This is a genomic window from Rothia sp. HMSC066H02 (genome assembly GCF_001814995.1).
GTDB classification, from domain to species: domain Bacteria; phylum Actinomycetota; class Actinomycetes; order Actinomycetales; family Micrococcaceae; genus Rothia; species Rothia mucilaginosa.
The window spans coordinates 300,731-319,480 of sequence record NZ_KV818667.1 but is presented as its reverse complement, the minus strand read 5'-3'; the positions used below and the strand labels follow the sequence as shown (position 1 = coordinate 319,480).

The 18,750-nt window shown below is 60.8% G+C and carries 13 protein-coding genes and 1 tRNA gene; 6 read left to right on the top strand and 8 right to left on the bottom strand.

Annotation, left to right across the window (positions count from 1 at the left end; all coding sequences use genetic code 11):
* Positions 1-261: 261 nt before the first annotated feature.
* The 3 genes from HMPREF2999_RS01380 to clpB all read right to left on the bottom strand — a co-directional run bounded on the left by HMPREF2999_RS01380 (position 262) and on the right by clpB (position 5,352).
* Positions 262-1,461, bottom strand: coding sequence for an excalibur calcium-binding domain-containing protein (locus HMPREF2999_RS01380; RefSeq protein ID WP_070674652.1), 1,200 nt, complete (start codon positions 1,459-1,461; stop codon positions 262-264).
* A gap of 153 nt (positions 1,462-1,614) precedes the next feature.
* Positions 1,615-2,583, bottom strand: coding sequence for a Sir2 family NAD-dependent protein deacetylase (locus tag HMPREF2999_RS01375; protein WP_070674649.1), 969 nt, complete (start codon positions 2,581-2,583; stop codon positions 1,615-1,617).
* 159 nt (positions 2,584-2,742) lie between these two features.
* Positions 2,743-5,352: an ATP-dependent chaperone ClpB gene (clpB, locus tag HMPREF2999_RS01370; RefSeq protein WP_070697693.1), complete on the bottom strand. Its 2,610-nt coding sequence runs from the start codon at positions 5,350-5,352 to the stop codon at positions 2,743-2,745.
* Between the two features lie 285 nt (positions 5,353-5,637).
* Between clpB and HMPREF2999_RS01365 the strand changes: the two genes are divergently transcribed.
* From HMPREF2999_RS01365 to HMPREF2999_RS01350, 4 genes are all read left to right on the top strand, one after another.
* A complete protein-coding gene (locus tag HMPREF2999_RS01365; RefSeq protein ID WP_070674643.1) occupies positions 5,638-6,321 on the top strand; it encodes an NAD(P)-dependent oxidoreductase in 684 nt (227 codons plus the stop codon).
* Positions 6,322-6,339: 18 nt separating this feature from the next.
* Positions 6,340-6,996 carry an HAD family hydrolase gene (locus tag HMPREF2999_RS01360; RefSeq protein ID WP_070674640.1) on the top strand — a complete coding sequence of 219 codons (657 nt, stop codon included), beginning with the start codon at positions 6,340-6,342 and terminating at the stop codon, positions 6,994-6,996.
* A gap of 315 nt (positions 6,997-7,311) precedes the next feature.
* Entirely contained in the window at positions 7,312-7,809 is a 498-nt protein-coding gene (locus HMPREF2999_RS01355; protein ID WP_070674637.1) for a Dps family protein, read from the top strand.
* A gap of 374 nt (positions 7,810-8,183) precedes the next feature.
* Positions 8,184-9,398 carry a VIT1/CCC1 transporter family protein gene (locus HMPREF2999_RS01350; protein ID WP_070674634.1) on the top strand — a complete coding sequence of 405 codons (1,215 nt, stop codon included), beginning with the start codon at positions 8,184-8,186 and terminating at the stop codon, positions 9,396-9,398.
* Positions 9,399-9,559: 161 nt separating this feature from the next.
* Here HMPREF2999_RS01350 and HMPREF2999_RS01345 read toward each other — a convergent pair whose 3' ends face one another.
* From HMPREF2999_RS01345 to HMPREF2999_RS01330, 4 genes are all read right to left on the bottom strand, one after another.
* Positions 9,560-10,486, bottom strand: coding sequence for an amino acid oxidase (locus tag HMPREF2999_RS01345; protein WP_070674631.1), 927 nt, complete (start codon positions 10,484-10,486; stop codon positions 9,560-9,562).
* A 237-nt stretch (positions 10,487-10,723) separates the two neighbouring features.
* On the bottom strand, positions 10,724-11,641 hold the full coding sequence (gene sucD / locus HMPREF2999_RS01340; RefSeq protein WP_005508195.1) for a succinate--CoA ligase subunit alpha: 918 nt from the start codon (positions 11,639-11,641) through the stop codon (positions 10,724-10,726).
* A gap of 29 nt (positions 11,642-11,670) precedes the next feature.
* Positions 11,671-12,837 carry an ADP-forming succinate--CoA ligase subunit beta gene (sucC, locus tag HMPREF2999_RS01335; protein ID WP_005504561.1) on the bottom strand — a complete coding sequence of 389 codons (1,167 nt, stop codon included), beginning with the start codon at positions 12,835-12,837 and terminating at the stop codon, positions 11,671-11,673.
* 461 nt (positions 12,838-13,298) lie between these two features.
* Positions 13,299-16,286, bottom strand: a complete 2,988-nt coding sequence (locus tag HMPREF2999_RS01330) for a UvrD-helicase domain-containing protein (protein WP_070674628.1) — start codon at positions 16,284-16,286, stop codon at positions 13,299-13,301.
* Positions 16,287-16,429: 143 nt separating this feature from the next.
* Here HMPREF2999_RS01330 and HMPREF2999_RS01325 point away from each other — a divergent pair, with 143 nt between their 5' ends.
* Entirely contained in the window at positions 16,430-17,290 is an 861-nt protein-coding gene (locus tag HMPREF2999_RS01325; RefSeq protein ID WP_070674625.1) for a VOC family protein, read from the top strand.
* A 110-nt stretch (positions 17,291-17,400) separates the two neighbouring features.
* Here the strand turns inward: HMPREF2999_RS01325 and HMPREF2999_RS01320 are convergent.
* A tRNA-Arg gene (locus tag HMPREF2999_RS01320) sits at positions 17,401-17,473 on the bottom strand.
* A 105-nt stretch (positions 17,474-17,578) separates the two neighbouring features.
* Between HMPREF2999_RS01320 and HMPREF2999_RS01315 the strand changes: the two genes are divergently transcribed.
* The gene (locus tag HMPREF2999_RS01315; protein WP_070674622.1) at positions 17,579-18,607 is read left to right on the top strand and encodes a DUF4031 domain-containing protein; all 1,029 of its coding nucleotides are present in this window, start codon (positions 17,579-17,581) and stop codon (positions 18,605-18,607) included.
* The last annotated feature ends 143 nt before the right edge of the window (positions 18,608-18,750 follow it).

The window sequence follows — 18,750 nt, the reverse complement described above, 5'->3', positions numbered from 1 at the left end:
GCCATGACCTGACTCACAAACCGGGGTTTCCTTGAAGGTTTATTGAAGGCGTGGTTGAACTATAGAGACCTTTTACACCGCAGTGCACCCCTAAAGTCTCAATTGAGACTTGAATAAACCAGCAAGTACACGCACCATCCTACCGACACAACACGCCAACAAAAACCACCCCCTTAAACGCAAGAATCCCCTCCGCCCAAACGCTCAAAAGCGTTCAGAAGAGGGGACTCTCACGCACCGCACCGGGCGGTGACGATAGTTTTAGGAGTTCTTGCGGTTACGCACAGCGGTCACGCCAGCAACACCCAGGCCCAGAGCCACCAGGCCCATACCAGCAACGGTGAAGGCGTTAGAAGCACCGGTGTTAGCCAGGGAAGAGCGCTGAGCACGGCTCGAAGTGTAGCTGCTCGAAGAGGAGGAGTCGCCGCCCAGGTTATCCAGACCACCAGAGTTGCGGGACGAAGAACCCGAGGAGCTGTTGGAGGAGGAACCGTCGGTTACCTCGCTGTTAATAACCTCGCAGCCCCAATCATTCTTGTCGTTGTCGAACTTCTGGCGGAAGTCCGGGTGGCTCTTGTGAATGGGTGCCAGGCCGGCAGCCGCGACCTCTGCGCAGTTCGCAAAGCGCGTGCTCTCAGCAGAAGCGGTCACCTGCTCGGTAGCGGAGCTGGAATCACCCAGCTGATCCTTCGCCTCGTTCGCAACGGCTGCGTTCTGATCAGCAGCAGCCGAAACCGATGCGCTCGCAGAAGCAGTTGCCGAAGCGGAGGGGGTAGCCACCACAGAAGCGGAAGCCGATGCGGTAGCCGAGGGGCTCACCGAAGCGGTAGCCTTCTCATCGGCGCGGTCCTTAATCTTTGCATCCACGGAGGCAACAACCTCATCAGCGGCAGTAGCCGAAGCAGAAGGAGTAGCGGAGGGGGTAGCAGACGCAGAAGGAGAAGCCGTCACGGACGCCGAAGCGCTCGCAGTTGCAGAAGCGGTTGCAGTAGCGGAGGGGGTTGCTTCCTGAACGGAACGAGCCTCAATCTTCACAGTTGCAGCCTTACCGCCGCGGGAGGTGTCGTTGTCCTTCAGGGAGCCGGAGAGCAGGTAGACGTCCACGGAGATGCGCTCGTCCAGGTCGCTCTGCCAGGGAATGGAGACGGAGAAGTTGCCCTTCTCATCAGCCTGAACTTCCAGGTAGTCCTTGCCGTCAATCTTGACGGAGCCCTTGTTCAGCTTAATGGCGATAACGGAACCGGAGGTGCCGTCCTGAGTCAGGAAGCCCTCACCGGTAATCTTCAGGGTTTCGCCCTTGTACCAGACCTCAGAAATGTGGGAAGCAGCCTTGTCAGAGTAGACGTGGGTGACGGACTCTTCACCGTTCTGAGCGAAAGTTGCGGGGATTGCGGTGACCGCCAGACCGCAACCAATCAGGGCGGTGGCACCGAAGCGAGTGATAGTGTGTCGAATGTCCATCCCATCATTTTATCCCCGCGTGGTGGGCGTATCCGCCTGTCCAGGGGCTATTTGCAATGACTTGCAACACAAAATAGCACTTTCGTGCAGTTAACAGCGGGTCATCTACAGGTCAGTGCACGCGCGGCAAAATTCGCCGGGCGCTAGCGCTACCTAGTCGTCAATCTCGTCGAGCATGAGTTCCAGTGCCTCACCCACGCCACTGCGCCACAGGTAGGTTGCCTTCGCATCGGCACGACCCGGACCACCGTTAATGACGGCGACCGGCTTGCCGGCGCGCAGAGCCTCCAGCACAATCTTGTAGCTGCTCATGACCGCCACCGAGGAACCCACCACCAGTAGCGCCGAGCACTCGGCGAGCATGGCGTCCTTGCGTGCTTTGCGTTCGGCGGGCACGGACTCGCCAAAGTACACCACATCCGGCTTGAGGCGGGTCGAACCGCAGGCAATGCAGGGCACCATCTGAAAATCGCGGATATAGCGCTCGTCCAGCTCCACGTCACCGTCAGGGTTCACGCGCAGGTCTTCGTCTTCAAGGCGCGCCAGGTAGCCGGGGTTCGCCGCGTCCAGGCGCGCATCCAGGCTTTCGCGGCCCTCATCCTGCCCGCAGTCCAGGCACACAATACAGGAGAGGTCACCGTGCAGCGCCAGCAGGCGGGAGCTTCCAGCGCGGGCGTGCAGCCCATCCACGTTCTGCGTAATCACGCCGCTCACGGCGCCCAGCTGCTCCAGCTCGGCGAGCGCATAGTGGGCGCGGTTCGGTTCGGCGCGGCGCATGCGGCGCCAACCCACGTAGGAGCGCGCCCAGTAGCGTTGGCGGGCGGCGTCATCGTAGCGGAATTCCTGGTAGGTCATGGGGCGGTGGTCGTGCAGGGATCCGCCGGGTCCGCGGTAGTCGGGGATGCCGGATTCGGTGCTCACTCCCGCGCCGGTGAGCACGAGAACCTTACCGGCCTTGAGCAGCTCGGCAACACCCGCGGAGGCGTATTCTTCGTCGTGCGGGATGGTGTTCTCAGAGACAACGCGCTGAATCGAGCGGATTGCGGCACGGTGCACGGAGGCGATTTCTTCGCGCTGCTCACCGGCGGCGGCGAAGTTCTGGTGGTCAGTCCAGCGGTCCATTCTTCTCCTCAATGCTCTGTGTACTAGTGCCGTTCAGCGCGGTTCTAACGCGTTAAACGGCTGTGGGGCACCCCCTTTCGAGGGTACCCCACAGCCTATTTCTTATGGTTTCGAATGTGCAAACTCAGCCACAGGCTAAGTCCGCCCAGCCGGTTGAGTTTAGTTCTCAGCCTTCTGCTCACGTTCGGAGGTCACCGACAGGCCGTCGCTAGCAACGTCCGGGTTCACGTCCACGGTCACGGTGTCACCGTCGTGGATAGCACCGGAGAGGATGCCGCGAGCCAGACGGTCGCCAATCTCGCGCTGAACCAGGCGGCGCAGCGGGCGGGCACCGAATGCCGGGTCGTAGCCGGTCTTGCCCAGCCACTCGAGGGCTGCCTCAGTCACGTTCAGGGTGAGGCGGCGGTCCTCCAGGCGCTTAGCCATGCTCTTGATCTGCAGGCCCACAATCTGGCCCAGGTTCTCAGCCGACAGGGGCTGGAACATGATGATGTCGTCCAGTCGGTTGAGGAACTCGGGGCGGAATGCCTGGTGCACAACCTCCAGTGCCTTCTCGGAGCGCTCCTCGAAGGGCAGGTCCTGGTTGACCAGGTACTGCGAACCGAGGTTCGAGGTCAGAATCAGGATGACGTTGCGGAAGTCCACGGTGCGGCCCTGGCCGTCGGTCAGGCGGCCGTCATCGAGTACCTGCAGCAGGATGTCGAAGACCTCGGGGTGTGCTTTCTCAACCTCGTCGAGCAGGACCACCGAGTAGGGGCGACGGCGTACAGCCTCGGTCAGCTGACCACCCTCTTCGTGGCCGACGTATCCGGGAGGGGCACCGACCAGGCGGGAAACGGTGTGCTTCTCGGAGTATTCGCTCATGTCGATACGCACCAGGGCACGCTCGTCATCGAACTGGAACTCAGCCAGTGCCTTAGCCAGCTCGGTCTTACCAACACCGGTCGGGCCCAGGAACAGGAAGGAACCAATCGGGCGGTTCGGGTCGGAAATACCGGCGCGGGCGCGGCGCACAGCGTCAGAGACAGCGACCACTGCGGCTTCCTGACCAATCAGGCGGGCACCGATGCGCTTCTCCATTTCGAGCAGCTTCTCGGACTCACCCTGCATCATGCGACCTGCGGGAATGCCGGTCCAGGAGGAAATCACCTCGGCAATATCGTCCGCGGTGACCTCTTCGGAGACCATGGACTCGCTCTTGGCGGTGTCCTCGGCGCGCTGTGCTTCTTCCAGCTCAGCCTGCTTTGCGGGAATCTCACCGTACAGCAGGCGGGATGCCTCAGCGAGGTTACCCTCGCGCTGTGCAACCTCTGCGCGGGAACGCAGCTCGTCAATCTGGGTCTTGATGTCACCCACACGGTTCAGGCTAGCCTTCTCGGCCTCCCAACGAGCGTTGAGGGCGTCGAGCTGTTCCTTCTTGTCAGCCATGTCCTTGCGCAGCGCTTCCAGACGCTCCACGGATGCGGGGTCGGTCTCATCGGCAAGTGCCAGTTCCTCCATGGTGAGGCGGTCCACAGCGCGGCGCAACTGGTCGATTTCCTCCGGTGCGGAGTCAATTTCCATGCGCAGGCGGGATGCTGCCTCGTCAATCAGGTCAATTGCCTTGTCCGGCAGCTGACGGGAGGGAATGTAACGGTTAGACAGGGTTGCTGCGGCAACCAGCGCGGAGTCAGCGATCTGCACCTTGTGGTGTGCCTCGTAGCGTTCCTTCAGGCCACGCAGAATACCGATGGTGTCATCTACGCTGGGCTCACCCACGTACACCTGCTGGAAGCGGCGCTCCAGTGCGGGGTCCTTCTCGATATTCTCGCGGTACTCGTCGAGGGTGGTCGCGCCGATCAGGCGCAACTCGCCTCGGGCGAGCATGGGCTTGAGCATGTTGCCTGCGTCCATGGAGCCTTCGGATGCGCCAGCACCGACGACGGTGTGAATTTCGTCGATGAAGGTCACAATCTGACCCTCGGACTTCTTGATTTCTTCGAGGACTGCCTTCAGGCGCTCCTCGAATTCACCGCGGTACTTTGCGCCCGCGACCATGGAGCCCAGGTCCAGGCTAATCAGGGTCTTGCCGCGCAGGGATTCGGGCACGTCGCCGGAAACCATGCGCTGTGCCAGGCCTTCCACGACGGCGGTCTTACCGACGCCGGGCTCACCAATCAGAACGGGGTTGTTCTTGGTTCGGCGGGAGAGCACCTGCACGACGCGGCGAATCTCAGAGTCACGGCCGATGACCGGGTCGAGCTTGCCTGCGCGAGCAATAGCGGTCAGGTCGGTACCGTACTTTTCGAGTGCCTGGAAGGTGCCTTCGGGGTCGGGGGTGTCCACGGTGCGGTCTCCTCGGACGTTGGGAATGGTCTGTGCGATGAGCTCTGCGGTAGCGCCGAGCTTGTGCATTGCGGTTGCGGTGCTATCGGTTCCGCTGGCAATGCCCAGCAGAATCATTTCGGTAGAAACGTAGGTATCTCCGAAGCCCTGGGCGCGGGTCTGCGCTGCCTGCAGAGCGGAAAGCGCGGCACGGCTGAGGGAAGCGTTCTGCACGGAGGCACCGGATGCCTTCGGCAACTTCTTGATTTCAGCGGATGCCGCCTCGGAGATAGCGTCCACATCCAGGCCTGCAGCCTTGAGGACTGCTACGGCGACGCCTTCGCGCTGGTCCATGAGGGCCTTGAGGATGTGCGCGGTTTCAATAGTGGGGTTGCCGGCGGTTTGAGCGTTAGTATTTGCCGCCGAGATGACTTCTTGACTCTTGGTGGTGAACTTGTTGTCCATGGTGTTCCTTTCGTATTTCGAGGGGCTTATCCTATGCGCCCCTGCATTACATAACTTGAGTCTACTACACTCAATTATTCTACACAAGAGGTTAACCAAGGTTTTTTTGAGATTAAAATTTCCGCAACAGCTAAGGGTTCTTCGCACGAATAAAGCGGCGAAAGCACCAACTCCAGCCAAAAACTCCACCCAAAAGCCCTATTGTTATAGTGACCACGCTGGGTACATGTAAGGCTGGGCGCTTGCGAGTTCCCACAACAATCACAGTCACAAATGGGGACCCACATGAAAATACTGGCTCTAGGCGCAACCGGCCGCACCGGTTACCTCTTCACCCGCAAAGCCCTAGAGGAGGGGCACACCGTCACCGCCTACGTGCGCAACCCCGACAAGGCGCTAACACTTTTGGGGGCGCACCAAAATCTCACTATCGTTCCGGGAGCCCTGGACGATGCCGAGCGACTCGCCGAAGCTTCTTCCGGGCAGGACGTCATGGTGAGCATCCTGGGACAGAAAGCCACGGTGCGAGAATTTCTCTCCTCCACGTTCATGCAGGAGCGCCTACCCCTCATCATGGAGGCGGTCACGGGCGCAGGCGTGAAGCATTGCGTTCTGATGAGCGCCTACGGTGTGGGCGATACGGTACGGACCGCGTCCCTGCCCATGCGCCTGGTATGCAAGGTCATCATGCGCGGCATTTTTACCGACAAGGTTAAGGCAGACGCCCTGGTTGCCGAATATCAGCCGTATATTTCGCGTGCACATCCGGGCAGGCTGACCGATAAGCCAGGTAAGGGCGGGGTGAAGGTGTTTGATATGGCGAGTGTCGAGCGAACTCCGGGCATTCCGACGATTGCCCGTGAAGACGTTGCCGATGCGCTGCTTACTATCGCCAAGAACCCCCAGAACGCGGGCACAGATTTTTTGGTGACGATTGGGGACGTTGCCCTACGCTCGCGCCAGAAATAAACCGGTAGGCTTAATGACATGACGACTACGAACACCTTCCCCGCCGCCATTCTCTTCGACCACGACGGAACCCTCGTCGACACCGAACCCGTATGGGCTGCCGCAAAGGTTGCTCTCACCGCAGAATTTGGCGGCACCTGGACTGAGCAGGACACCCTCGATTGCCTAGGCCTGTCCATGCAGTTCACCTTGGATCGCCTACGCGAGCGCGGCGTGAACCTGCCGGACGAGGAGATTAACGATCGACTGGTGGCGAAGGTGCGCGAGGCCCTGGCACAACAGCCAGTCGAATTCCTGCCCGGCATTGAGCGCTTCCTCTCGGAGGTTCACGATGCGCAGATTCCGGCCGCCATCGTCACGAACGCCACCACCTCCGTGGCTCGCCGCACCGCGAACGCGGCACCCGAGGGCACATTCTCAGTGGTTATTGGCAACGATGAGACCACCAACCCCAAGCCGGACCCACAGCCTTATCTTTTGGCGGCAGAGCGTCTGGGTGTTGACCCGACTCAGTGCGTGGCTCTCGAGGATTCCCCTTCAGGCGTGCGCAGTGCGACCGCGGCGGGTATGCGCGTGATTGTTGTGCCGGGCGAGCTGGACGTTCCGGCGGAGCTGGGTACCGTGCGCCTCAAGCATGAGGAGCTGACCCTGGAGGCGGTTCGCGCGCTGGCGTAGCCGCGTAGTTTGCAGACTGAAAGCTCTACAGAAAACTGAATACACTTCACCGTAAAGGGTGGGATGCACAAGATGAGATATCGCGCATCCCACCCTTTGTGCGCGCCTGGGCGGTGAGCCACGCGGGCATTTGGGGCTGGCACGTTTGGGCAGAAGCTTTTAAGTGCGGCGCGACACGCAGATGACAATTTATTACGAATTACTCAAAATAACCTTGACAGCGGTTCCTTAAAATGATTTACTCATAATAACGATTCGGCGGGGCGACAAACCCCACCGAACCACAAGCATCACAGCATCATGAAGGAGACCATCATGGCATTCGCAAACTACACCGCACCCGGCCTGACCCTCGAAGAAGGCAAGGGCATTTCCGAGGTTCTCCAGGCACGTCTGCACGACCTGAACGACCTGCACCTGCTGCTGAAGCACGCTCACTGGAACGTGACCGGCCCCGGCTTCATCGCCGTTCACGAGATGATTGACCCCCAGGTCGACACCGTCCGCGAGTTCGTCGACGCCATCGCAGAGCGCATGGCAACCCTGGGCGCAACCCCCAACGGTCTGGCTGGCGCACTGGTCGCACAGCGCACCGTCGAGGACTACGCAGTTGGCCGCGCACCCGTCGCCGCTCACCTGCGTGCCCTGAACGACGTCTACACCCGCGTGATTGAGGCCCACCGCAAGGCTATTGCTTTTGCCGGTGAGTCCGACCCCGTCACCGAGGACCTGCTGATCGGTCAGACCGCTGAGCTGGAGAAGTTCCAGTGGTTCATCCGCGCGTTCCTGGAGAACGGCGAAGGCAACATCTAAGCCGCAACCATCTAAGTTGTAGCCTCTAAACTGCAGCCTACCTATGGCGGCAAGTTATATAGGCGTTAGCTTTTAGAGTCACAAGCCGGGCGGGTGCGCTCTCCTTATGGAGGGTGCACCCGCCCAGCTTTTTATGCTCGAAGCTGCCCTGCTTATTCCCAACCTCTTTTACCTTTCCCGGCACTTGAGTCCTCGTCCGTGCGGTATCACAAAGTACGTTGAGGCGAACATTAACACCGGGTTAGGCCGTCCTAGATTTTCTGTTCGGAGTGCTCTACAGTGGTTCACTGATCAACTCAGAACACACAGATTGAACGCATGATTGAGCGCCCGGGAGATACCCGGCGCGACCCGCATCCGGCGGAAAGAGAGATATGAGCACGCACGCCCCGAACGAGCACGGCGAAGACACGTACGGTGAGCAGACCGAGAAGCTTCAGGCTGACGCGGCCGAGGCTGAAAGGACCGCAGCTGAGGCGACCGAGCACAAGCCGACCCGCCACAGTGCGGTTACTTCCCCCTCCCCCGCGCAGATTAAGCGTTGGCGCCGCTACCTGGCCGACGAGGAGTCGGAGGCACGCATCTACCGTTACCTGGCTCGCCGCGCCGAGGGCACCGACCGCGAAATCTTGCTGCAGGTTGCCGAGGCGGAGAAGCGTCACCAGCAGCATTGGCGTGATATGCTCGGCGAACACGCGAATGTGCACGTGCGCCCGTCCATGCAGTCTCTGGTGCTGCAGTTCTTGGCGAAGAACTTCGGTTCGGTGTTTATTCTGGCGATGGCGCAGCGCGCTGAGTCCCGATCCCCCTACGCTGAGGATCCGGACGCCACCGAGGAAATGGCCGCTGACGAGGCAATTCACGAGGAAATTATCCGTGCCCTGGCGACCAGCGGCAGGGAGAAGCTATCGGGTAATTTCCGTGCGGCGGTCTTTGGCGCTAACGACGGTTTGGTGTCAAACCTGGCGTTGATTATGGGTATTACCGCCTCGGGCGCATCCAGCTCGATGGTTCTGCTCTCGGGTATTGCAGGTCTGCTGGCGGGTGCACTGTCGATGGCGGCGGGTGAGTTCGTGTCGGTGCGTTCTCAGCGTGAACTGCTGGATGCCTCCCAGCCGACCCAGGTGACCCTGCGTGTTGCACACGATTTGGATTTGGACTCGAACGAGCTGGAGCTCATTTACCGTGCCCGCGGCATGGAGCCGGACGCGGCGCATCACCGTGCGATGGAGCGCTTCGGCTACCTGGATTGTGACTGCGATCCGTCGCTGTCTCACCGCGAGGATGAGGATCGTGAGGAGAATGTGGCTTTGGGTACCGATATTGGTGCCGCCGCTGCGTCGTTCGCGTTCTTTGCTTCGGGTGCACTGGTTCCGATTCTGCCCTATATTTTCGGTTTTTCGGGCGTGTTCGCGATGGTGCTGTCCCTGCTGTTTGTGGGTGCGGCGCTGGGCTTCACCGGCGGCGTGGTGGGCCTGCTTTCGGGCGCTTCCCCGCTCAAGCGCGGTATTCGCCAGATTCTAATTGGTTTCGGCGCAGCGTTCGTAACCTACCTGCTGGGTCTGGCGTTCGGCACGACGGTCAGCTAATTCCAATTCCTGAATATGCTTTAGACAAGCCTATATAGCCATTACGGAATGCTCTTCACTCTCCTGTGGAGGTTGCTTCCTGGGCATAGAAAACCCCCGGCGGGTGAATCATCCGCTGGGGGTTTTCTATATGTTCTTACCCTGCATGAGGGGTTGCCCTATTACGGGTGAATCTCTGCGGTGGTGGCCTGACCGGAAACGCTCTCCGAACCGGTTGCGCCGTTGCCGGAGTAGGTCAGGTTTGCGACCTGCACGGTGGAGGTCTGCTTGTACGAGACCCAGCCGTTATCTGCCGGGAAGCGCAGCTGCGCCGGCATGAAGTTAGTCTGGCTGTAGTACTTGGTGCCGGACTGCTTCATGGTGTACGCCTTGCTGGTGGTGTAGACGATACGGCCCTTGAAGGTGTAGGTGCCGTCGGAGTTCTTGGTGACGGTCGGTACTTCTGCGGTCCAGGTGCCGGCGGTCTGTGCGACGGACAGGTACTTTGCCTGGCTTGCCGATGCGACAAGCTCGGTGGTCTTACCGGTCAGCTTGCGACCGGAGGGGGCCCATGCCTGGCCGTTGATCTTACCGAATTTGGTGAGCGACTGGGCGCTGGCGGAGACGGTGTACTCAACCTCGGTCACGAAGGTCGCACCCGCTGCGAGGGTGACGCTGCTACCGGGGATGTAGCCGGTGCCGGTTGCGGTGTCCTTGGTCGGTACGGACCACCAGAAGCCGCTGGAGGACATGTACGCGCCGTTTGCGCCGGTCTGGGAGTTGGTGACGGGGGTGAACTTACCTTCGCCGTTAACGTAGGTTGCGCTCTTGGGCTTGGAGGTTGCGTCGTCCCAGTTGATGTCGGAGTCGGGGGTGCCGGAGGCGGTGAAGTGTGCCTCGGGGCTTGCCGGGTTGATGGTGCCGGTGTTGTTGGAGGATGCGTAGCCGACGTAGCCGCCGTTGTTCTGCACGCTGACGTACACGCCGTACTGCACGCCGGGGGTTTCCTTGGATGCTGCGTAGGCGGGCACTGCTGCGGAGGCTGCGACGACGGGTGCGGACCAGACGCCTGCCTTGGCGATGGTGCGGCGAGAGATAGGCTGGGTCATGAGTGTAGTGATCTCCTGTGAGTGGTGGTGTTTCTTGAAACCTGGTTAGAGAATCATTCTGACTAGGCTCGATGTCCTCAAGTATACAAAGGTTATGGTCGTACTTACATCTTTTTGTGGCACTGTGTGCACAAGCTTACTTTCTAGTGCAATATTTGCGGGTGCCAGCGGGGGACGTTAAAAGCACAGATGCCGGCAGTCTTTCGACTACCGGCATCTGCCGCAATACTATGCTGTTTACTTCGCTGCGAAGATTTCGCGCATCAGGTTTGCAGCCTCGGAGGGGGTCTTACCGACCTTCACGCCTGCTGCTTCCAGAGCTTCCTTCTTCGCCTGAGCGGTACCGGAGGAACCGGAGACAATAGCGCCTGCGTGGCCCATGGTCTTACCCTCAGGAGCGGTGAAGCCTGCAATGTAACCAACGACGGGCTTGGTCACGTTTGCCTTGATGTACTCTGCAGCACGCTCCTCAGCGTCACCACCGATCTCACCAATCATGACGATTGCTTCGGTCTCGGGGTCAGCTTCGAAAGCTTCCAGAGCGTCGATGTGGGTGGTACCGATGATGGGGTCGCCACCAATACCGATAGCGGTGGTGAAACCAATGTCGGACAGTTCGTACATCAGCTGGTAGGTCAGGGTACCGGACTTGGAGACCAGACCGATCTTGCCCTTGCCGGTGATGTTCGCCGGGATAATACCAACCAGGCACTCCTCGGGGGAGATGATGCCGGGGCAGTTGGGGCCGATGATGCGGGTGATCTGCTTGCCGTTCTCGTCCACGGATGCCTTAGCAGCTGCCCAGAACTCTGCGGAGTCCTGAACCGGAACGCCCTCGGTGATGACGACGACGAGGCCGATCTTAGCCTCGATAGCCTCGAGAACTGCTGCCTTGGTGAAGGCCGGGGGAACGAAGACGATGGAGACGTTCGCGCCGGTCTTCTCCATAGCCTCAGCTACGGAACCGTACACGTTCAGCTCGATGTCGGAGCCGTCCTTCGCCTTGTGGGTGACGGTGGTGCCAGCCTTGCGAGCGTTCACGCCGCCCACAATGTTGGTGCCTGCTGCGAGCATGCGTGCGGTGTGCTTGGTACCCTCGCCACCGGTGATGCCCTGAACGATGACCTTGGAGTCCTTGTTCACAAAGATAGACATATTACTTCCTTGAAATCCTTTGCTGGCGATTACGCCTTGTGAGCGAGCTCTGCTGCCTTGTCAGCGCCGGAGTCCATGGTCTCAGCCAGAACAACCAGCGGGTGGTTCGCCTCGGAGAGGATGCGGCGGCCCTCAGCAACGTTGTTGCCGTCCAGGCGCACAACCAGGGGCTTGGTTGCTGCGTCGCCCAGAATCTCCAGAGCCTTCACAATACCGTCTGCCACTGCGTCACATGCGGTGATGCCGCCGAAGACGTTCACGAAAACGCTCTTGACCTGCTCGTCGCCCAGAATGATTTCCAGGCCGGCAGCCATAACCTCAGCGGACGCGCCGCCACCAATATCAAGGAAGTTTGCGGGCTTGACGTTGCCGTGGTTCTCACCAGCGTATGCAACGACGTCCAGGGTGGACATAACCAGACCTGCACCGTTACCAACGATGCCGACCTCGCCGTCCAGCTTCACGTAGTTCAGGTCGAACTGCTTTGCCTTAGCTTCCAGCGGGTTCTCAGCGGACTTGTCCACGAGAGCCTCGTGCTCGGGCTGGCGGAATTCTGCGTTGTCGTCCAGGGAGACCTTGCCGTCCAGGGCGAGGATGGTGCCCTCGGGGGTCAGAACGAGGGGGTTAACCTCAACCAGGGTTGCATCTTCCTTGGTGTAGACTTCGCCCAGCTTGACGAGAACGGGAACAACCTTCTCCTGCAGTTCTGCGGAGAAACCTGCTGCCTTAGCAATTTCCTCAGCCTTAGCCTGGTCCAGGCCGACCAGCGGGTCAACCTCGATCTTTGCCAGTGCCTCGGGGCGCTCAGCAGCGAGCTGCTCAATTTCCATACCGCCTTCTACCGAGCACATTGCCAGGTAGGAGCGGTTTGCGCGGTCCAGCAGGAGGGAGAAGTAGTATTCTTCGGCGATGTCTGCGCCGTCAGCGACCAGCACGCGGTGAACGGTGTGGCCCTTGATGTCCATGCCGAGAATTGCCTTAGCGTGCTCGTAAGCTTCTTCGGGGGACTTTGCGAGCTTAACGCCGCCAGCCTTACCGCGGCCGCCGGTCTTAACCTGAGCCTTAATGACGGTCAGGCCGCCAATTTCCTCAGCTGCTGCCTTTGCTTCTTCAGGGGTGGTCGCAACAATGCCCTTGAGCACGGGTACACCGTGCTTTGCGAAGAGCTCGCGCGCCTGGTATTCGAAAAGGTCCACAGGTGTCCTTCTTCTTCGAAGTGGTGCCGAGTACTGGTGCACTCGGCCTGGTCTCATTAGAGGAGGTTCCCCCGTGTGGTCAGTACGGTGCGATAGGGGTCTCTCGCACCCGGCGCACACGCATCATTGACGCGGGGAATTTCTCTCGTCTCTACTCTATCGGATTCGGCGTGAGCTCGCACTCACAGAGCCCCAAATCTGAGATTTTAGCGACTCAGCTCACAAATATTTTGGGTACATTCCACCCAAAGGCTGTGCACCGGGTAACTAACCCGAACTCACGCTCCCCGATCCGCCGCGAAATACCGGCGAAAATGCGGCGTTTACCGCCGTGCTCTGCAAAGCCCCGGCCACCTTCTCAGCAGGCGGACAACACGCCCGGTACAGCACATAAAAGAGGGGCGGGCACCCTCAGGTACCCGCCCCTCCATCGGCGTTGTTAGGTTCGCACGCCTGACGCGTTAGCTCACCTTCTCCAGCGGCGCGTAACGCAGCAGCAGGCGCTTCTCTTCCGAACCGAAACGGACCTTCGCCACGGTCTTATCGCCGCTACCCTCAACGGCGAGCACGCGCCCCTCACCGAACTTGGTATGGCGCACGGTATCGCCGACCGCCAGGGTCGGAATTTCCTTGCTCTGGTGCACACGGGAACGGTTCGTCACCTTCGAGGTGGCCGCCGCCAGCCCGTAGCTTGCCGAGCCGTTAATATCCGCGGTGGACGGCTCGGAGCGGCGTGCGAGGCGAGACTCGTAGGGGTCGTATGAGCCGCGCGAGCCACCGGAACTGTACCCGCTCGAGCCATAGCCGCCCGAGCTGTAACCACCCGAGTAGCCGCCGGAACCGTAGCCGGAACGAGAACCACCCGAATAGCCGCCACCGTACGAGTTACCGTAGGAGCTGCCGCCATAGGAACCTCCACCGCGAGCGCCATACGCACCCATACCGGAGGCACCAAAGCCCGAAAAACCGGCGGTGCGCTTCCACTCGATGAGCTCCTCCGGAATCTCATCCAGGAAGGGCGAGGGCGGGTTGAACTGGCTCTTACCCCACATGGTGCGGGTTTCCGAGCGGGTCAGGTACAGGCGCTCCATGGCGCGGGTCAGACCCACGTACGCCAGGCGGCGTTCCTCGCTCATTTCCTTCTCATCGGTCAGGGCACGCTGATGTGGGAACAGACCGTGCTCCATGCCGGTCAGGAACACCACGGGGAACTCCAGGCCCTTGGCGGTGTGCAGGGTCATGAGGGTGACCATGCCCTGCGCCTTCGCCTCGGCGGCTTCGGCGGCAATCTGTGCGGCGGAGGCGTTCTCGCCCTCCGCACTGGCGGGGCGGTTCGGGATTGAGTCGGCATCAGCGACCAGAGCCACGTGTTCGAGGAACTGCTCCAGGTCGGCGCCGGGGTTCTCGGTCTCGAACTCGACCATGGCGTCAAGTAGCTCGGAGAGGTTCTCCACGCGCGATTCATCCTGAATGTCCTTGGAAGCGCGCAGAGCCGCCAGGTACCCGGTCTGCTCCAGGACCGCTTCCAGGCAGGTTGCGGCGGGTTCGGTGCGGGCAATCTGCGCCAGGTCGTCCATGAGGCGTACGAACTCGGCGTACTTCTTGACCGCGGCGGCACCCAGGCCGGGGATGTCTGCTGCCTGGCGGGCGGCGGCGTAGAAGGAGATGCGGTTCGCACTCGCGTACTCCGCCACCACGGACTCAGATTTGGCGCCGATACCGCGTTTGGGTTCGTTGAGGATGCGGCGCACGTTCACGTCGTCATCGGGGTTGCTCAGGGCGCGCAGGTACGCCAGAGCGTCCTTGATTTCCTTACGCTCATAGAAGCGGGTGCCACCAACCACGCGGTAGGGCAGGCCGGCACGCATGAGCATGTCCTCAAGGGTTCGGGACTGCGCGTTGGTGCGGTAGAAGATTGCGACGTCACCGGGCTGCACGCCGTGCTCATCGGCAAGGTGGTCAATTTCGCGGGTGATGTAGCGTGCCTCGGCGTGCTCGGATTCGGCAACGTAACCGATAATCTTCGCACCCGCACCGGAGGCGGTCCACAGCTTCTTGGGGCGACGGTCGGGGTTACGTTCAATGACCGCATTCGCTGCGGAGAGGATGTTCTGCGTGGAACGGTAGTTCTGTTCCAGCAGGATCGTGTGGGCGTTCGGGTAGTCCTTCTCGAAGTCCGTAATATTGCGGATATCGGCGCCGCGGAAGGCGTAGATGGACTGGTCGGAGTCACCCACCACGGTCAGCTCGGCGGGGGGCACGGCGTCCGGGTAGGGGCCGCGGTCAGCCGGTGCCTTCGTGTGGGCGCCGACCAGTTCACGCACCAGCTGGTACTGGGCGTGGTTGGTGTCCTGGTACTCGTCCACGAGGATGTGGCGGAACTTGCGGCGGTAGTAGTTCGCGATTTCGGGGAACTTCTTGAGCAAGAAGACGGTGCGGCCAATCAGGTCGTCAAAGTCGAGGGAGTTGGCGGCGCGCAGACGCTGCGTGTAGACGGTGTAGATCTGCGAGATGGTCTTCTCGTACGGGTTATCGCTCGCCACGCGGGATGCGTACGCTTCGGCGCTGACCAGCTCGTTCTTCAGCGCGGAGATGCGGTTGCCCACGGCCTTGGCGGTGAACTTCTTGGTGTCCAGGTTGAGCTCTTTAATGATCAGGCTCAGCAGGCGCTGTGAGTCGGTCGAATCGTAGATGGTGAAGGTAGACTTCAGACCCAGCGCGGCGGCCTCACGGCGCAGCACGCGCACGCAGAAGCTGTGGAAAGTAGAAATCCACATGTGCTTGGCACGCGGACCGACCAGCGCCTCGATACGTTCACGCATTTCGGCGGCAGCCTTGTTGGTGAAGGTGATGGCGAGAATCTGGCCGGGGGTCGCGCGGTGGGTTGCGAGCAGGTAGGCGATGCGGTGGGTGAGCACGCGGGTCTTGCCGGAGCCGGCGCCCGCGACGATGAGCAGGGGCGAGCCGGAGTGCAGCACGGCTTCTTCCTGGCGTTCGTTGAGTCCGGCGGTGAGGGAGGCGGGGTCCACCGCGTTGAGGTTGTGGGCGCGTTCGCCGTAGGGGTCGGCGGGGTCGAAGTCCTCGCCGTAGCCGCCGACTCGGTAGGCGGGCGGCATGAAGTCGCCGAGCGGGTCTGCGGCGGTGAAGGCTGCGGGTGCGCCGGGTTCAGGAACGGGCGCGCTGGTAGCAGGGGCACCGTAGGCGGGCATACCGGTGGGCAGGACAGCGGGTACGTCCTGTGCGGGCGCCTCCATCACCGGAGCATCCATCACTGTGGCGTCCATAGGAGGGGCGTAGTAGTCGTCCTCGGCAGGGGGTACGTCGTAGTAGGGGTCGAAGGGCGGCTCATCATCCGCTACCGGTACTGCAGGGGTGACGAGTTCGGCGGCGAACAGGCCGTCCTGTTCGGTGAAGGGCTGCTTCTGCTGTTCGGGCTTGTCGCTCATCATCTACCTCGCTGCCTAGAATACACGTTCGATATTCCATGCTACCGCATTTACTCCGCGGCTCCCACCCGCTCGGTCATCCGCCGCACGTCCTATATCGGCAACGGCACACCGGTGGGACAGAATAGTCATGCTAGGATGACCGCATGACCCAGACCTTACCTCCGAGCCTCTCAATAGCCCTATGGTGCAATGGCTCAGCCGACGAAGCCGCACAGTTCTATACCAGGGTTTTTCGCGATGCTTCTATCGTTGAACAAGTACCCGGACTTACGACGGCTCTAAGCATCCATGGCTTCCAGCTCTCACTCATTAACGGTGATGACCGGTACGTCCCGAACCAGTCCATCAGTTGCATCCTAAACTTTGACCCGCTCCTCTTCGGTGGTGAGGCGCAAGCGCGAGCATACCTCGATGAACTCTACGAAGAGCTAAGTACCGGCGGTGTGCTGATGGAACTGGGTGAGTATCCTTTCTCCCCACGCTACGCCTGGGTGCGTGATCGTTTTGGTATGACCTGGCAGCTGATGCTTACCAATCCTGCAGGGGACCCGCGACCCTTCGTCGTGCCTTCTTTCATGTTTGGCGGCACGAATCACGGCAATGCAGAGGAAGCCACCAACGGCTGGATTTCCATGTTTGATGATGCCCGCCGCGGCACCCTGTACCACTATCCGGAAGGTAGCCCCTTTGAGGCAGATGCGGTCATGTTTACCGACTTCAACCTGCACGGCACCTGGATGGCGGTTGCTGATTCCGGCACTTTCCACGATTTCACATTCACGCCGGGGGTTTCGGTAGTTCTTTCGTGCCGTACTCAGGAGGAGATTGATTACTATTGGGAGCAGCTCTCGGCTATACCTGAGGCGGAGTGTTGCGGCTGGTGTGTAGATCGCTGGGGTATTTCTTGGCAGGTTGTCCCGCACAATATTGCTGAGCTGATGGCGGATAAGGCCGCTCGCGAGAAGATCCTGCTGATGGGCAAGATTGACCTGTCTCAGCTATAACAACGTGTTTTCTTGAGTACTCGTTACGTGCAGAAACAGAGAAACCGCCCGCGCCTGCTAATGCAAGCGACGGGCGGTTTTCTCGTACCGGCGTGACTACCGGTTCTGTGTGCCCCCGAGACGATTCGAACGTCCGACACCTTCTTTAGGAGAGAAGTGCTCTATCCCCTGAGCTACGAGGGCGTACCTATCCAGTATAAAGCACCCCGCACCGCGAGTCGGTACAGCCCGTGTTCACCGCCTGAGGACAACCGCACCCGGCGGCAGAACCGCTCCTACAATGTACGAATGAGCATCTACATTGACCCGCCCACCTGGCCCGCACACGGCACCGTCTTCTCGCACCTCATCTCCGATGCATCTCTGGCGGAACTGCACGAGTTCGCCGCAGCAGCGGGCATCAGTGAGCGCGCCTTCGACCGCGACCACTACGATGTTCCGGCGCACCTCTACGTGAATCTAGTACGGGCGGGCGCAAAGGAGCTCAGCGGTGCACAGCTGACTCGCACGCTCATTGCCAGCGGTCTGCGGATTCCCCTGAAGGAACGCCCCGAGAAGATCCGCCCGCGTCTGCTGCGCGCCTGGGAGGCGGCGTTTGCGCCCCGTCTCAATACACCCCGCCTCAAGCATGTGGAGGCTCCTGCCATGAGCCAAGCTCAACTCACGGCGCAGGTGGCGGAGCTGGGTGAGAGCCTGCTACAGGCGTGGGAGCAGCCGCACCGCGCCTACCACCACAGCGGGCACCTTTCGCAGATGCTTGCCAATCTAGACCGCCTCTACGCACACCGCACGCAGGGTTCCACTCCCCTGGCGTTGGTTCTGGCGGCGTGGTTCCACGACGCGGTCTATGAGGGCGCGCCGGGTGAGGATGAGCGCCGTAGCGAGCAGCTGGCGAACGCCTCCCTGGAGTCGCTGGTTACCGCGGGCCTGTTCGATGGTGACGAGCTGCAGATGGTGAGCCTTCTGGTGCGTGCCACGGCAACCCACGAGCTGCCCGAGTCTGCCGACCTACCGGCGGGCTATGAGCGGGCGGATATTCAGTTTTTCCTCGATGCCGATATGGCTATCCTGGCGGCTGATTCGACACGCTACCGCCGCTACCTGCGCGGGGTGCGTAGCGAGTATTCCCATTTTGACGATGAGGCGTTCCGCACCGGTCGTACGACCTTCCTGCGTTCGATCCTGGGGCGTGAGCGCATCTTCCTCTCCGAACAGGCTCTCAAGCTTTGGGAGGAGCCCGCGCGGGCTAATCTGCAGGCAGAGCTCAGCGAGTGGGCGCAGGACCCGCAGGGGCTTCTGCAGGCTCTCGCGTCCTAGCCGCATACACTTAAAACACATACCGCCGAGAATGCACCCGTACTAAGGCGCATTCTCGGCGGTATTTTCATAGAATCTCTCGGGTACGCAAAAAGCGCCCACCCCGTGTGGGGTAGGCGCCTTTTGAGAAGTATGTTGGGCTA

Bases quoted from the DNA above. Each gene is read 5' to 3' on its own strand.
- HMPREF2999_RS01350 (WP_070674634.1), top strand. From the start codon at position 8,184: ATGAGCACGCACGCCCCGAACGAGCACGGCGAAGACACGTACGGTGAG.
- HMPREF2999_RS01325 (WP_070674625.1), top strand. From the start codon at position 16,430: ATGACCCAGACCTTACCTCCGAGCCTCTCAATAGCCCTATGGTGCAAT.
- HMPREF2999_RS01345 (WP_070674631.1), bottom strand. From the start codon at position 10,486: ATGACCCAGCCTATCTCTCGCCGCACCATCGCCAAGGCAGGCGTCTGG.
- sucD (WP_005508195.1), bottom strand. From the start codon at position 11,641: ATGTCTATCTTTGTGAACAAGGACTCCAAGGTCATCGTTCAGGGCATC.
- HMPREF2999_RS01355 (WP_070674637.1), top strand. From the start codon at position 7,312: ATGGCATTCGCAAACTACACCGCACCCGGCCTGACCCTCGAAGAAGGC.
- HMPREF2999_RS01380 (WP_070674652.1), bottom strand. From the start codon at position 1,461: ATGGACATTCGACACACTATCACTCGCTTCGGTGCCACCGCCCTGATT.
- HMPREF2999_RS01365 (WP_070674643.1), top strand. From the start codon at position 5,638: ATGAAAATACTGGCTCTAGGCGCAACCGGCCGCACCGGTTACCTCTTC.
- HMPREF2999_RS01375 (WP_070674649.1), bottom strand. From the start codon at position 2,583: ATGGACCGCTGGACTGACCACCAGAACTTCGCCGCCGCCGGTGAGCAG.
- HMPREF2999_RS01330 (WP_070674628.1), bottom strand. From the start codon at position 16,286: ATGATGAGCGACAAGCCCGAACAGCAGAAGCAGCCCTTCACCGAACAG.
- HMPREF2999_RS01360 (WP_070674640.1), top strand. From the start codon at position 6,340: ATGACGACTACGAACACCTTCCCCGCCGCCATTCTCTTCGACCACGAC.
- HMPREF2999_RS01315 (WP_070674622.1), top strand. From the start codon at position 17,579: ATGAGCATCTACATTGACCCGCCCACCTGGCCCGCACACGGCACCGTC.
- clpB (WP_070697693.1), bottom strand. From the start codon at position 5,352: ATGGACAACAAGTTCACCACCAAGAGTCAAGAAGTCATCTCGGCGGCA.